This is a genomic window from Methylocystis sp. ATCC 49242, assembly GCF_000188155.2.
Classification (GTDB): Bacteria; Pseudomonadota; Alphaproteobacteria; order Rhizobiales; family Beijerinckiaceae; genus Methylocystis.
In genome coordinates, this window is the sequence record NZ_KE124774.1 from 3,287,758 (window position 1) to 3,301,855 (window position 14,098).

General features: G+C 62.5%; 11 protein-coding genes, 1 tRNA gene and 1 pseudogene (1 of these 13 cut by a window edge). 11 read left to right on the forward strand and 2 right to left on the reverse strand.

What is annotated here, in order from left to right:
- Window positions 1-30: 30 nt before the first annotated feature.
- From MET49242_RS18075 to istB, 9 genes and pseudogenes are all read left to right on the forward strand, one after another.
- Window positions 31-1,488, forward strand: a complete 1,458-nt coding sequence (locus MET49242_RS18075) for a DegQ family serine endoprotease (RefSeq protein WP_036285055.1) — start codon at window positions 31-33, stop codon at window positions 1,486-1,488.
- The gene (cutA, locus tag MET49242_RS18080) at window positions 1,488-1,808 is read left to right on the forward strand and encodes a divalent-cation tolerance protein CutA (RefSeq protein WP_036285058.1); all 321 of its coding nucleotides are present in this window, start codon (window positions 1,488-1,490) and stop codon (window positions 1,806-1,808) included. The genes MET49242_RS18075 and cutA overlap by 1 nt, the downstream gene beginning before the upstream one ends.
- A 90-nt stretch (window positions 1,809-1,898) precedes the next feature.
- Window positions 1,899-2,870 carry a signal peptide peptidase SppA gene (gene sppA / locus MET49242_RS18085; protein WP_036285061.1) on the forward strand — a complete coding sequence of 324 codons (972 nt, stop codon included), beginning with the start codon at window positions 1,899-1,901 and terminating at the stop codon, window positions 2,868-2,870.
- A gap of 51 nt (window positions 2,871-2,921) precedes the next feature.
- A complete protein-coding gene (ihfB, locus tag MET49242_RS18090) occupies window positions 2,922-3,212 on the forward strand; it encodes an integration host factor subunit beta (RefSeq protein ID WP_036285063.1) in 291 nt (96 codons plus the stop codon).
- Window positions 3,213-3,328: 116 nt separating this feature from the next.
- The gene (locus MET49242_RS18095; protein ID WP_036285065.1) at window positions 3,329-3,676 is read left to right on the forward strand and encodes a LapA family protein; all 348 of its coding nucleotides are present in this window, start codon (window positions 3,329-3,331) and stop codon (window positions 3,674-3,676) included.
- Between the two features lie 139 nt (window positions 3,677-3,815).
- Window positions 3,816-3,891, forward strand: a tRNA-Thr gene (locus MET49242_RS18100).
- 299 nt (window positions 3,892-4,190) lie between these two features.
- On the forward strand, window positions 4,191-4,880 hold the full coding sequence (locus MET49242_RS18105; protein ID WP_036285067.1) for a DEAD/DEAH box helicase: 690 nt from the start codon (window positions 4,191-4,193) through the stop codon (window positions 4,878-4,880).
- 96 nt (window positions 4,881-4,976) lie between these two features.
- Window positions 4,977-6,527 (forward strand): IS21 family transposase, encoded by a 1,551-nt coding sequence (istA, locus tag MET49242_RS18110; RefSeq protein ID WP_084679182.1) that lies wholly within the window; start codon window positions 4,977-4,979, stop codon window positions 6,525-6,527.
- Window positions 6,511-7,354, forward strand: a pseudogene (istB, locus tag MET49242_RS18115) (IS21-like element helper ATPase IstB). Before istA ends, istB begins: the two are co-directional and overlap by 17 nt.
- A 114-nt stretch (window positions 7,355-7,468) precedes the next feature.
- On the opposite strand, the gene MET49242_RS18120 reads toward istB, so the two are convergent.
- Both MET49242_RS18120 and MET49242_RS18125 read right to left on the reverse strand, forming a co-directional pair.
- The gene (locus MET49242_RS18120; protein WP_144259681.1) at window positions 7,469-10,078 is read right to left on the reverse strand and encodes an AAA family ATPase; all 2,610 of its coding nucleotides are present in this window, start codon (window positions 10,076-10,078) and stop codon (window positions 7,469-7,471) included.
- A gap of 602 nt (window positions 10,079-10,680) precedes the next feature.
- Window positions 10,681-11,493, reverse strand: a complete 813-nt coding sequence (locus MET49242_RS18125; protein WP_036279258.1) for an IS5 family transposase — start codon at window positions 11,491-11,493, stop codon at window positions 10,681-10,683.
- A 469-nt stretch (window positions 11,494-11,962) separates the two neighbouring features.
- Here MET49242_RS18125 and MET49242_RS18130 point away from each other — a divergent pair, with 469 nt between their 5' ends.
- Both MET49242_RS18130 and MET49242_RS18135 read left to right on the forward strand, forming a co-directional pair.
- The gene (locus tag MET49242_RS18130; RefSeq protein WP_144259682.1) at window positions 11,963-12,535 is read left to right on the forward strand and encodes a hypothetical protein; all 573 of its coding nucleotides are present in this window, start codon (window positions 11,963-11,965) and stop codon (window positions 12,533-12,535) included.
- 474 nt (window positions 12,536-13,009) lie between these two features.
- Window positions 13,010-14,098, forward strand: the 5' portion of a protein-coding gene (locus MET49242_RS18135) for a hypothetical protein (protein ID WP_144259683.1). The gene runs 501 nt beyond the window's last position; 1,089 of the gene's 1,590 nt are visible here — the first part of the coding sequence; it begins with the start codon at window positions 13,010-13,012; its stop codon lies beyond the right edge, outside the window.

Consider the following 14,098-nt stretch of genomic DNA (forward strand, 5'->3'; position numbering starts at 1 on the left):
ACCGCTCGCGATTCTTTTCGGGAGCGATGGATGCGCTTGCCTTTGCGTTACATTCTTTTCGGGGCGCTCGCCTGCGCGACAGGCGTCGCGGCGGCTTATATCGAGCGCCGCGCCGAGATATCTCCCGCGCAGGCGCAGACCGCGCCAGCCGAGGCTCCCGCCGTCCCGCGAAGCCGCGCCGAGATCGCTTATTCCTTCGCGCCCGTGGTCAAGAAGGCGCAGCCCGCCGTCGTCAACGTCTTCGCCTCGCGCGTCGAGCGCATGCCGGCCAATCCTTTCCTCGACGATCCGATCTTCCGCCGCTTCTTCGGCGAGAGGGGTGGCGGCATGCCGGGACGCAACACCGCGCAGTCGCTGGGTTCCGGGGTCATCGTCGATCCAAGCGGCCTTGTCGTCACCAACAACCACGTCATCGAGGGGATGACCGACGTGAAGGTGGCGCTCGCCGACAAGCGCGAGATCCCTGCGAAAATCCTGCTGCGCGATCCGCGCACCGATCTTGCGGTGCTGAAGCTCACCGAGGGCTCGAATTTCCCGACGATGGAGCTCGGCGACTCCGACGCTCTCGAGGTCGGCGACCTGACGCTCGCCATCGGCAATCCCTTCGGCGTCGGCCAGACGGTGACGCAGGGCATCGTCTCGGCGCTGGCGCGCACCCATGTCGGCATCAGCGACTACGGCTTCTTCATCCAGACCGACGCGGCCATCAATCCCGGCAATTCCGGCGGACCGCTCGTCGACATGAACGCCCGCGTCGTCGGCATCAATTCGGCCATTTTCTCGAAGTCCGGCGGCTCGGTCGGCATCGGCTTCGCGATTCCTGTGAACATGGTCAAGAACGTCCTCGCGACAGCGCGAGGCGGCGGCAAGATGGTCAGGCGCCCGTGGCTCGGCGCGACGCTGCAGACGCTTTCGCAGGAGATCGCGGATGGCCTCGGCCTCGACCGCCCGTCCGGCGCGCTCCTTGCCGACGTCGAGGCCAGGGGGCCCGCGGCGGAGGCCGGCCTGAAGCGCGGCGACGTCATCTATTCCGTCGACGGCCAGCCCGCCGACGATCCCGAAGCGGTCGGCTATCGCCTCGCGACCAGGCCGATCGGCGGCGTGGCGACGCTGGGCGTGCTCCGAAGCGGGAAGAAGATCACCGCGCAAATCAAGCTTGCCTCCGCGCCCGAGATCCCGCCTCGCGACCCGGTGAAGCTGAAGGGGCAGTCGCCCTTCGCGGGCGCCACCGTCGTCAACATCTCGCCGGCGGTGATCGAGGAAATGTCGGTGCAGGGCGCCGCGAGCGGCGTCGTCGTCGTGGACATCGAGGATGGCTCCTTCGCCGAGCAGCTCAATCTGCAACGCGGCGATGTGGTGCTCGCGGTCAATGATCAGAAAATCGGCTCCACCCGCGACCTCGAGAAAGCGACGGCGACCCGTTCCTATTACTGGAAAATCACGCTGGCCCGCGGCGGCCAGATCTTCACGACCGTGGTCGGCGGCTGATGGGCGCCGTCGCCATTCTCGTGACGACGGTCGACGCCGAGGACAAGGCGCGCGACCTCGCCCGCGCCGCGCTCTCGGCGAAACTCGCCGCCTGCGTGCAGATACAGCCGATTCGCAGCCATTACGTCTGGAAAGGAGAGATCTGCGAGGAAGACGAATTCCTGCTGCAGATGAAGCACCGCGCGGAGGATTATCGCGCGCTCGCCGAGCTGGTACGCCGTCTCCACAGCTACGAGACGCCGGAAATCCTGCGCATCGACGTAGCCGAGGCGAATCCCACTTACGCCAGCTGGCTGCTGGAGGCGACCCGGCGTGATTGATCTATTTTCGACGCCGGGATGACAGATGTCTTTCCAACGGCCGCGTCCCGCTCTACGAAAAGACCACGAGAAAAAACAAGGGAAACGTTCATGTCGGCTCCGACGGACTATTTGATCGATCGTCGCCGCATGCGGCGAAAACTCGCCTGGTGGCGCGCGGCGGCGCTCGTCGCCTTTGGCGCTGCGGGGCTTTTCGCCGCGACGAAATTCTCCGACGGCGATTCGGCCGACAAGCTCACGCCGCACATCGCCCGCCTTTCGTTGCAGGGCATGATCACCGGCGACAGGGACACGATCGATCTGATCAAGAAGATCGGCGACTCGAACCAGGCCAGAGCGCTCCTGCTGACGATCGAAAGTCCGGGCGGCACGACGACCGGCTCGGAAAAACTCTATGAAGAGTTGCGACGCGTGAGCGAGAAAAAGCCCGTCGTCGCCGTGGTCGGCACGCTTGCCGCCTCCGGGGCCTATATAGCGGCGCTGGCCGCGGACGAGATCGTGGCGCGCGGCAATTCGCTCGTCGGGTCGATCGGCGTGCTGTTCCAGTTTCCCAATTTCTACAAGCTCCTCGACTCCTGGGGCGTGAAGGTCGAGGAGGTGAAGTCATCGCCGCTGAAGGCGACGCCGAACGGCTATGAGCCGACGAGCGAAGCGGCGAAGGCGGCGATTGCGAGCCTCGTCTCGGACTCCTACGCCTGGTTCAAGAATCTCGTGAAGGAGCGTCGAAACCTCAGCGACGAGGAACTCGCGAAGGTTTCCGACGGCCGCGTCTTCACCGCGCGGCAGGGTTTGCCGCTGAAACTCGTCGACAAGATCGGCGGCGAACGCGAGGCCGTCGCCTGGCTCGAGACCAATAAGAACATCGCCAAGGATCTGCCTGTTCGCGACTGGAAAAAGAAGACCAGTCTCGAACGCCTCAACCTCGTCGAGAGCGCTGCGAAAATGGCCCGCGCCGTCGGGTTCGACTCTTTCGCCGGAGCTCTCGAGCAGGTTGCGCGCGCCGAAAGAGGCGGCAGTCTTGACGGGTTATTGGCGATTTGGCAGGGTTTCGACGCGCAGTGACGCCGGCGCGCCCTGGCGCCCTTTCAGTTCGACAACAACTTGGATCGAGACATGATTAAGTCCGAACTCATTCAGCGGATCGCGCGTCGCAACGGCCATCTTTATCAGCGCGACGTCGAGACCATCGTCAGCACGATTCTCGACGAGATCACCGCCGCGCTCGCCCGCGGCGATCGAGTCGAATTGCGTGGCTTCGGCGCCTTCTCGGTCAAGAAGCGCGACGCCCGCACGGGGCGCAACCCGCGCACGGGCGCTCAGGTTTCCGTGCAGGAGAAGAGCGTGCCCTTCTTCAAGACGGGCAAGGAAATGCGCGAGCGCCTGAACGAAAACTACCAGGGCTGAATCGCGGATCGCGCCGCGCCCGGGGATGGGCGCGGTTGAGACATGACGCCGGGCTCCCGCGGCCGACGCGCTGTCGTTCGAGCTTCCCGCAAGCCGCCGGCCATTAGGGAGATGTCATGAAATCCGTCCTGCGCATCATCGTCTTTGTTCCGCTGGCGCTGATCATCCTTTTCTTCGCGATGGCCAATCGCGGCCAGGTGCGGATCGGCCTCGATCCATTCGCGCCCAACGACGGCTCCGGCCCGTCTTTCGAGGCGCCGATGTTCCTCGTTGTCCTCGTCTCGATGGCGATTGGCGTTCTCGCCGGCGGCGCCTCGTCCTGGCTCGGCCATCTGCCGGTGCGACGCGCCGCGCGGGTGGCGCGCGCGGAAGCGAAAAAGACCCGGCTGGAGATCGAAAAGCTGCGCCAGCAGGCGCTCGCCAGCCTGCCTTCGGAGCCGGAAACGAAGGGCGGCCGGCGATAGACGGGCGGGCGCGCGGCCGCGACGCGAGAATTCTTGTTCAAAAATCGCCGCCGGGCGGAATTCTCGACGATGCAGCCGCTTGAAAAACCCGCCGCACGCCGATAAGAGTGTCGCGCCGCGCGAAAACGATGCGAGCAACGCCGCAATAGCTCAGCTGGTAGAGCACATCATTCGTAATGATGGGGTCGGGGGTTCGAATCCCTCTTGCGGCACCAATAAAATCAATATGTTGGTTCTGGCGCCTTGCGGTCGGGAATAACATTGGTGACCAAATGGTGACCACGGAGGCCCCGTCCGTGCCGCTCGGCGCCTTCCGGGCAGACGCCCAAGGCTCTTCACCTTCACTCCATCTGCGGTATCATTTGCAGCCCTTCGACTGGCTGCTGATTGATTTGCGCCGGCAGATGGATCTGAGCTGCTTTGCTGGGTGAACCAAGCTTAGCTTAAGGCGCGAACGGTTGGAGCAAAGGGTATTGACGGGGCGCCTTTACGATTCGCTTGCGTCGTCGCAGCAATGATGGTCACTGCCTATCAAGCCAAATATTTTGCGCACGATCTCACGCGTCGGGCAGCGCTAGGCCTCGATCGCCTAACGATGTCGCTCTTTGACGCAGCGGTCGACCTAAATCCGCATCAGATCGAAGCGGCCCTCTTCGCGCTAGAGTCGCCGCTTTCCCAAGGCGTTTTGCTCGCCGACGAAGTCGGGCTTGGAAAAACCATTGAGGCTGGAATCGTCCTTTGCCAGTTCTGGGCCGAGCGGAAGCGTCGCCTGCTTGTTATCTGTCCGGCATCCCTCAGGAAACAGTGGGCTTTGGAGCTCAGCGAGAAATTCAATCTTCCCACCAAGGTCTTAGATTCGCGGTCTTTCAAGGACGATGTCGGACGTGGGGTCGCTCCGTTAAACGAAAAGGCGGTTCTGATCGTTTCGTATAATTACGCGAATGCTATCCGCGAGGAGCTGAGAGCGATCTCCTGGGATCTCGTTGTTGTCGATGAAGCGCATAAGCTTCGTAATGCCTATAGACCCAGTAACAAGGTCGGCCAGGGTATTCGCTGGGCGACCGACGGCAGCAGGAAATTGCTCCTGACGGCCACGCCGCTCCAGAACTCCTTGGTCGAACTTTATGGGCTGTCGACACTGATCGACGAGCATATTTTCGGAGAAATCAATGCTATGAACAGCGGCGGCAAAGTGTACCACTGAACCGGCTTTGGGGGCTGCTGTGACGGCGGCGCAAAAGTGTACCGGTCCTGATAGGCCGAACTCGATGTCATCGACTGGCATGGAGAGGCCGAAAGGATGTTCACAGTGGAACTCTATGCCCGGGTGAGACGCGCGGTGATGGCGGAAGGGCTGAGCCGCCGGGAAGCGGCCAGGCGCTTCGGCGTGCACCGCAATACGATCACGAAGATGCTTCAATATTCGGTTCCGCCGGGGTATCGGCGTCGGGAGCGGCCGATCTCGAAGAAGCTGGGGCCGTATATGGCCTGGATCGACAAGGTCCTGGCGGATGATCGGCTTGTTCACGCCAAGCAGCGTCATACGGCACAGCGGATATTCGAACGGCTGCGGGACGAAGAAGGGTTTTCCGGCGGCTACACGATCGTCCGGGAATATGTCGCGCAGGCGCAGTTGCGGTCGCGCGAGATGTTTATTCCACTCAGCCATCGACCGGGGAATGCGCAGGCGGATTTTGGCGAGGCGGACGCCTATATCGCCGGCAGGAAGGTCCGCTTTCATTATTTTTGCATGGACCTGCCGCATTCGGACGGCTGCTTCGTCAAGGCCTATCCGGCGGAGACGGCGGAAGCCTTCTGCGACGGCCATGTCGCGGCCTTCGCCTTCTTTGGCGGCGTCCCCCAGTCCATTCTTTACGACAATACGCGTCTCGCGGTCGCCAGGATCGTGAAGGGTGGAGAGCGTCTGCGTTCGCAAATGTTTGCGGAACTCCAGAGCCATTACCTTTTTGCTGATCGCTTTGGCCGGCCCGGCAAGGGGAATGACAAGGGCAAGGTCGAGGGGCTTGTCGGCTATGTCCGGCGCAACTTCATGACGCCACTGCCCGTGGCGGAGAGTTTCGAGGCGCTGAACGCGAGGTTCCTGGACGCCTGCACGAAACGACGGCGGGCGATCCTGCGCGGCCAGTCGACGCCGATCGGCGAACGCATGCAGGCGGATATGGCGGCATTCCTGCCGGCGCCGCCGGCTCCCTATGACGCCTGTCACAAGGTCGCGACGCGCGTGTCGTCGATGGCGCTGGTGCGCTACCGCAACAACGATTACTCGGTCCCGATGCGCTTCGGCCATCGGGAGGTGCTGGCCAAGGGCTATGTCGATCGGGTCGAGATTGTCTGCGGCGGGGAGACCATCGCCGTGCATGCGCGCAGCTACGGCAAGGCCGAGTTCATCTACAACCCGCTGCATTATCTCGCTTTACTCGAACACAAGAGCCGCGCGCTCGATCAGGCCGCGCCGCTCGACGACTGGCGGCTTGCCGACTGCGTGCATCGTCTGCGGCGGCTGATGGAGGCGCGCATGGGGAATAGCGGGCGCCGCGAGTTCATCCAGGTGCTGCGGCTGATGGAGGACTTTCATCAGCATCAGGTCGAACAGGCGGTCGCGGAGGCGCTGCGTCTTGGCGCGATCAGCTTTGACGCAGTGAAGATGCTGCTGCTGGCCAGGCTGGAGAACCGGCCCGCGCGGCTCGATCTGACATTCTACCCCTACCTGCCGGCGGCTACGGTCGGCGCGACGGATCCGCGCGCCTATCTCGGGCTCGTCGCCGGCGCGAGCGTCATCGCGGGCGTCATGGACTCGAACGCGGGGGGCCGGCATGACCATCTCGCATGAGCCAGGTTCGCAGACGATCGTCGCGCCGCAGGTGCTGCTGGGTAATCATCTCAAGGCGCTGAAGCTTCCCACCTTCGCGCGCGAATATGAGAAGGTGGCGCTGGAGTCGGCGCAGGACCGCGCCGATTACCCGCGCTATCTGCTACGCCTGTGCGAACTGGAGCGCATTGATCGCGAGCGGCGCAATGTCGAGCGCCGCATCCGGCTGGCGCGCTTTACGCAGGTCAAAAGCCTCGACACATTTGACTTTACCGCCCAGCCTTCACTCAACAAGCCGCTCGTGCTGGAGCTGGCGCGGTGCGAATGGATCGAGAAGCGACAGAACTGCATCGCCCTTGGGCCAAGCGGAACGGGGAAGACCCACGTCGCGCTCGCCCTGGGGCTCCGCCGCCTGCCAGAAGGGGTTCAGCGTCGCGTTCACGACCGCCGCGGCTCTTGTGCACGAACTGATGGAGGCGCGCGACGAGCGCCGCCTGCGCGCGCTGCAAAAGCATCTCAACACCGTCAAACTGCTGATCGTCGACGAGCTGGGCTATGCGCCGTTCACGACGGTCGGCTCAGAGCTGCTCTTCGAGGTCTTCAGCCAGCGCTACGAACGCGGCGCGACGCTGGTGACCAGCAATCTGCCCTTTGATGAATGGACGTCGGTGTTTGGCTCCGAGCGTCTCACCGGCGCATTGCTCGACCGGCTCACCCATCATGTCCACATTCTGGAAATGAACGGCGAGAGCTATCGGCTGGCGACCGCAAAGAAAGCGCAACGGCGAAACCGCGATCTCCCCGACGCGCCCGCAATCGACAAAGGAGGCGCCGACACGACGAACTGATCGCCGTCGCGCGCGTTGAACCGCGCTGCGCTACGCTCCGCGCGCCTCAACGCCCGCGTCAACTAAACTACAAGGGCCGTGCGGCCCTTTTCTCGAAACCAGACCGGTACACTTTTACCCCGCCTTCATGCACATTTTGTCCCCGCCATTGACACGGCTCCGCAGCTCGTCGGGCGTCTTCCAGAAGAACAGATCCAGGTCATTGAAGGGCCGCCCGGTCTCCAGGTCGCTGAGGACGCGGTCGGCGTCGACGGGCTGCGTCTCTCTCGTGAACCAGGACGCGAGGCGGAGCGTATCCGACGCTTGGTTCGCACCCGCGACAGCTCGGACCTCCACCGTCAGCCGGGCAAGCGCCTCGCCGAGCGCCAGACCGGTGTCGCTCTTCGCGTCGGTGGTCTGCAGATAGGACGTAAGGTCGGCGAAGGGACGTCCTACCCCGATCGGAGGCAGCTGGTTGGGGTCGCCGACCAGGATGAGCCGCTGAACGTGCGCCAGGTCGAGCGCGTCGAGCACGGCCGCGAGGTCGTCCATGGTAAGCATCGAGCACTCATCGATGACGACCGTCTTCTCCTTTCGGCGCTTCTCCTTGCCCTGGAACCGCGGACGCTGGCGGACCCGGTCGTAGCGGCCGAGCTCGTTCAGAAACTGGGCGACCGTCATCGCTTCGGCCTTGGCGGCCTTTCCGAGCCGGACGCGGGCCTTGCCGGTCGGCGCGAGCAGCAAGATCCCGTCCCGAGCGAGGGCGTCGTTGAGCAGCAGCGCGCCCATGACCGACGTTTTGCCCGTCCCGGCCCGCCCGACGAGGGTCGTCAGACACCGGGAGGTGACGCGCGCGAGCGCGGTGGCCTGCTCCTCGATGGCAAGCACGTGCCGCGCGTTCTTTGGATCGAAAGCGCCGCCCGCTCCCTTGATCGCGTCGACCAAGAGCTTCTTCCAGTCCGTGGTCACGGACGGCGCAGCCTTCCCCGCCCGCTTCGCGAGCACCGAGCGGAGCCGCTCTTCACGGGTCTTCAGGTCCGAAAGCTGGACCGCGTAAATCCCGGCGTCTTGCCCCTCGGGCGCCGGAAGCTCGATAAGCTCGACGACACCCGTCACCGCGGAGGCGTTAGTGGCGGGCCAGTCGACACCAATCAGGCAGGGGTGCGCCAGCTCGAGTGTGGCCGCCTTCTCCACGGCTTCCGTGACACTCAAGAGCGCGTCGCCGTTCTCGGAGGCGCGCCGCAGCACCGCAACGAGAACGGCCCGCAGGCGGCGCGGGTCGCCCGCGGACTGGACGCGCGAGGGTTCGGGCGCAGGGTGTTTAGCGGCGATCGTCGCGTCCGGGAGCAGGCCACGGTCAATCGTTCCGACTGAGACCGGTGATTCCTTCGCGTCACCGAGGTCAACCTCGCTCATGCGGTACGGGTTCGCGATTAGCTCGGCGTCGGTCGTCGGCGCCGTGCTCGCAGCGGCGCGTTTAGCGGGATCGAACCAACGTGCCGTTTGCGCCGGAGTGAGGGCGAAGCGCGAGAGCAGCTTCAGTAGGAACCGCCGCTCGTCAGCAAGGTTGACCCAGGTGTCGCGGACGGCCTTGAGGTCGGCGTCATAAACGGGCTGCGGCGATTTCACCTTGCCGCGCAGCAAGGCGTCAACGTGGGGCCAAGGGTCTCCATCGGACGCGACCGTTCCCGACGCCAACAGCTCAAGCGTCAGGGCCGTCCCAAGGCGCATCCCCAGCGCCTCGAGAGCCGAACCGAGGCCCGGGAAAGCCCCACGTTCTTTCCAGGCCAGCCCGATCTGAGTGTTCAACCACTCCTCGCGCCTCTCCCAGGGTCCCGTGGCGATCCCGTGAGCTCGGATTTTCCGGACCGCCTGAAGGCACCGGATCAGCGTCGATAGCGCGATGTCCGCGGGGGCGAGCTCCGCAGCGTAGGAGAAAACCCGCATATGGGCTGGGTCGGCGGGGACAGCAATCTCGGCAAGGAGCGCCGCTCGACGCGAGTCCTCGGCCGAGTCGCCGGTGGGTTCAAGGTAATCGTGGTACGGAAACAGGAAACCGTCGACGCCGTCTGGCCGGATCGAATGCCGGAGAAGGCGGTCCCACATCGGGTAAGTGTCCTTCCCGCCCGGCGCGTCATACTGCTTGACCGGCGCTATCGACTGGATGCGTCCGACGCCGACCACCAGGCGCGAGATCGTGTCCCCGAGCGGGTGGCCTTCCTTGCAATAGAAGGAGACGAGCGAACGCTCAGGCGTCAGGCGGTCGAAGACATGGTCGACGAGAGCCGTCTGGCGAGCGCGACCGAAAACCCACGGGCTCGTGAACGGCGAGGTCTCGTCCGGCGGCAAGGGCTTCGGCAGCTTCTCGTCTATCGCGTCCTGCTCGCTGCGTAGCATCCAGCCGAACGGTAACGCGAAGGCAGAGAACGGCGGAACCTTGACGACGGTCGGGTTTAGGTGGCCGTGCGTCGCTGCAGCCTTCTTAATCGACGCGTAAGGATGCTCGAAACGCCGTATCCACTCAGACTCGTTCATGAAGGCGCCCGACTCGGCTTTGCACGGCGGCAGCTGGTCTGGCGTCAGCTCATGCCAAGCCTTTCCGGCCAGAGCGTCCTCCGCGGCGTCGTTCCTTTCCTCGCGAATGCGGTCGAGCGCGACGCAAAACGCATTCGAGGACGGAGCCGGACAGACCCGCCCATTCCAGCGCGAACCGTGCCACGCCACACGCATGGTAAGATGAAACACACCCGCCCCCCTCGTCACGACGGACCCCACCGAGGCCCATCCATTCTAACAGCCGCGCTTGGCCGCGCGAGGTTTTCCGCGCCAGAGATTTCCGGCCGCGCCTCCGCGGGCAGACTAGTCTAGCCTGTGCGGGCGTCGATTCGCGCAGTGACTGGGGCCGTGGCGCCGGAGGCTCGTTCCCGAGCTGCAGGACTGTTCCCCACGGCCGCAACAGTACCGGCGCCAACGGCGAGCCCATGCCCTCGCAGTCGAGGAGGCGAATAACCGCACCTTCCGATAGCTCTTTAGTCGGACGTTGGTGGCGCTGCGGCAGGGGTGAGAAGAGTGGCCAGAACGGACATTCCCAAGGTCGTCTATGGGTCAGGAGCGATCAGGGTTTTCGATTGAAATCTCTAATTTCGCATTTCATCAGCCAGCGAAATTGTTGGTATATATGTTGGTATAAAATTTTTCAGTCCCTATGGTTCATTTATAGAATCAGTATTTTGTTGATCAAATTCGAATCCCTCTTGCGCACCAAATCACCATCCAAGACCGGGTGAAATCGTCCGAAAATTATGAACAAACAGGGTCTTGTGTTGGGATTAGCGTCCTAGAGGGTGTTATGCACCTTGGATCATGAAATCTGCTGCGCGCTTGAGCATGAGACATGCGAAGGCGACGACGTGGAGTCCTGCGAGGGTCTGAGCATAGCGCTCGTAGTCTTTGACGAGCCGCCTGCATCGCGTCGCCCAGGCGAATGAACGCTCGACCACCCAGCGCTTGGGCAGCAACACGAAGCCTTTTTTGGCCTCGGCGAGTTTGACGACGCAAAGCTCGGCGCCCTGCGCCTTTGCGGCCTCGGACGCCTTTTCGCCGGTGTAGCCCTGATCGACATAAACGAGTTCGACGCTTTCGCCTGTCACATCCTGCACGGCTGCGATGAGCTTGCCGACCTCGGCGCGGTCATCGACATTCGCCGGCGTGACATGCAACGCCAGCAAATGGCCCAATGTGTCGACTGCCATGTGCAGCTTCGAGCCGCGCTTTCGCTTCGCGCCGTCATAGCCCGCTCGTGGGCCGCTCTCAGGGGTCGAGCGCAAGGTGCGGCTGTCGATGATCGCCGCCGTCGGCTCCGCCGCCCGCCCGGAAGCGACGCGCAACTGGGCGCGCAGATCCTGCGCAAGCGCCTCGAACACGCCCGCCGACAGCCAGCGCTGCGATTGCTGATACACGGCGAACCATGGCGGCAGATCGTTGGGCATGGCGCGCCAGGCGATGCCGTAGCGCAGCACGTAACGCAGGCCGTTGAACAGCTCGCGCAGCGAATGTTGACGCTGCGGCGCGCCTTCGTCCATGAGCGTCAGATAAGGCGCAACCAGCGACCATTCTTCGTCGCTGACGTCAGACGGATAAGGTTTGCGAATCGGAGACATCCGATTCTACTAAGACAATCAATCACCAAAGTACATAACACCCTCTAGGGCGTCCCGGCGCGTCCGTTTGTATCCAACGAATCCGTTGGTATATTTGTTGGCAGACCCCGATCTGCTAACAAATATACCGACCTGCCGCTGACCGACGCCCAGATTCGCGCGGCCAAACCCGCCGAAAAGGTCTCCAAGCTCTCAGACGCGGGCGGCAGCCGTCACCCTTTATCTCGATCAAAAAAGTCCCGGCGCCAACGCTTGTCGGGAGAAGGTGAGGCGGAAAGTCGCGCCATGTTTTTCAGGAATAATGTGTTAAATCCTGATTTCGAGACTAATTTTAAGGTAGATTAGTTTGAGGAAGAAACGCGAGAGGCGAGCCATTTTGAGACTAATTGCTTGGAATCTTCTCGCTTTTTTCTGTGCGCTTTCGTGGGCAGGCAGCTTTGACTTGGCAAAAGCTCAGGAGACGGGACAGATGCCCGTCTCCCAATGTCACGCCAACGCCTGGGGCGTGTACCTCTCGCCCGGCTTCGAACCGGGGGTGCGATGGGGCGGTCATCATGTAACGATCGCCGGATTCAATCGAGAGCAAGCCTGCAGGTTCGGCAAGGGCGGCATGGAAATGGCGCTGGAGCAGACGTGGAGAAACCTGCACCAGATGAGACCGTTCCGATTCACCAATCCGGCTGATGCGCAAAACATTGTGGTCGGAGCCATGTTGGGTAAGCAGCCCGTCACCACATTCCAGAGCCCGTTGCTCAACAGGTTAGCAGACCAATTATACTCCCGGGATTTCAAACAACTGCATGGGCCAAAATACAGCGTTAAAAAAGAGCCCTGGCACGTCAGCCTCTACACGAAGACGATATATGTCGAATGGGCCAATATAAAATTAGAGCCATGGCGGCTCTTCATGGTCCGGGAGCCCAGTTGGCTTTGCGCACATAAAGGGGTCGATTGCCACAAGAAGGACTGGATAGAGGTAAACGGCCAAAGAGGAAGCCGGGCGGAAGAACCAGAAGAGCAGCCAGCGCCATATTCACGTTGAGCAGTCCCGCGAAGAACGGCGTCAGGGAGAACCTCGATGCCAGCCGATCGCACTCGCTTTATGGATTGCGAGGCGGCAAAAATGAAGATCGGGGCGCAATCGTGTTTCGTCTCCCGCACGAGCGCCCGCCAGAGTCCAGAAAACGCGCGGGAGTAGGCCGATGCCACGATTAATATGCGGCCGGGGTTTGGTTTTCACGGAAGATTGTATTTTCGATAATTGGCATATTTGCATGCAAGATATTCGCGGCTCGCGGGCGTTGCCGGCCACAACTTTCGTAATTGGAGGAAATTGCAGGATCTTTGTAGCTGAGGGGAGCCTGATGTCATGACAGAGCGTGCAGGAACGCATGAAAAAAGATGCAATCGGCAATCTTTAAAATCAGATTCGCGTCTGTCGTTCCTCGGATTGAATCTTCTGCTGTCGGCTTTGATCTGGGGTTGGGAGCCACGTTCTGTCGCCGCGGAAGAGCTAATGCGCGCTCAAAGCGCGGATCCGATGGAGGCTTCAGACGGGACGCTGAGCGACGCCGCGCGATCTGCGCTCAGGGACGGCCCTTTGCCGTTCAGCGCGGCTGATGTCGCTGGCAAGGCTGCGGCCGACGCCGCGCGCGAAGTCGCGGAGGAATCGGACCGGAGCGCCCCGCTGACGCCATTCGAGCGGATGGTCGCGGGCGAATCGGAGACGTCAAATGCTCCTTCCGTCATTGGAGGACTCAATTTCGCTGGCCTGACGGATAATAACGTGTCTCCGCCCGACACGACCGGCGCGATTGGTCCGAAGAGTTTCATCCAGATCGTCAATAGCAAGGCCGGCGTTTTTAATCGCGTGACCGGCGCGCGGATCGCGTCCGGCACGTTGAACCAGCTGACGAACGTCGCTTCGACCGTGAACAGCTTCAATCCGCAAATCGTCTGGGATCCGACGACAAATCGTTTTTACTACGTGGCGGCTTCGATCCATTCGACTGCGGATGCCCGGCTCTCCTTTGGTTTCAGCAAGTCGGATAACCCCCGCAATGTGACGGCCGACTGGTGTCACTATCAATTGCGTTTCGGAACGCGTTTCCCGGACTATCCCCGGCTCGGCGACAGCCAGTTTTTCCTGATCGTCGGCGTCAACAGTTTCGACGTTTCCGGCCGCGTCTTCCTCGGATCCGACCTCATAGGGATCAGCAAGCCTCCTGCGGGCGCGACCTGTCCCGGCGAGGCCACATTCAAGGTCGGGAAGAAGATGGATTTGCGCGACGCCAACGGCGCAAAGGTCTTTACGCCGGTTCCCGCCAACCAGACAGACACTTTCGCCATGGGCTATGTTGTCGCGCGTAATGGAGTCCTGCCGTCCGACAGGCTCTGGTTCTTCAATGTGGGCCGCAACGCAGTTACGGGGTTTCCAGTCTTCGGCGCGCCGAGAGGGGCCAAGGTAAGCCCCTATGCGCTCCCCCCCAGCGCCACACAGCCGCGCTTCTCGAAGAAGGACGCGGCCCCGACGCTGGATACGCTGGACGCGCGGCCGACTCAGGCGGTGCAGGCGATCGATCCGCGCTACGGGAGTTTCTCCTTC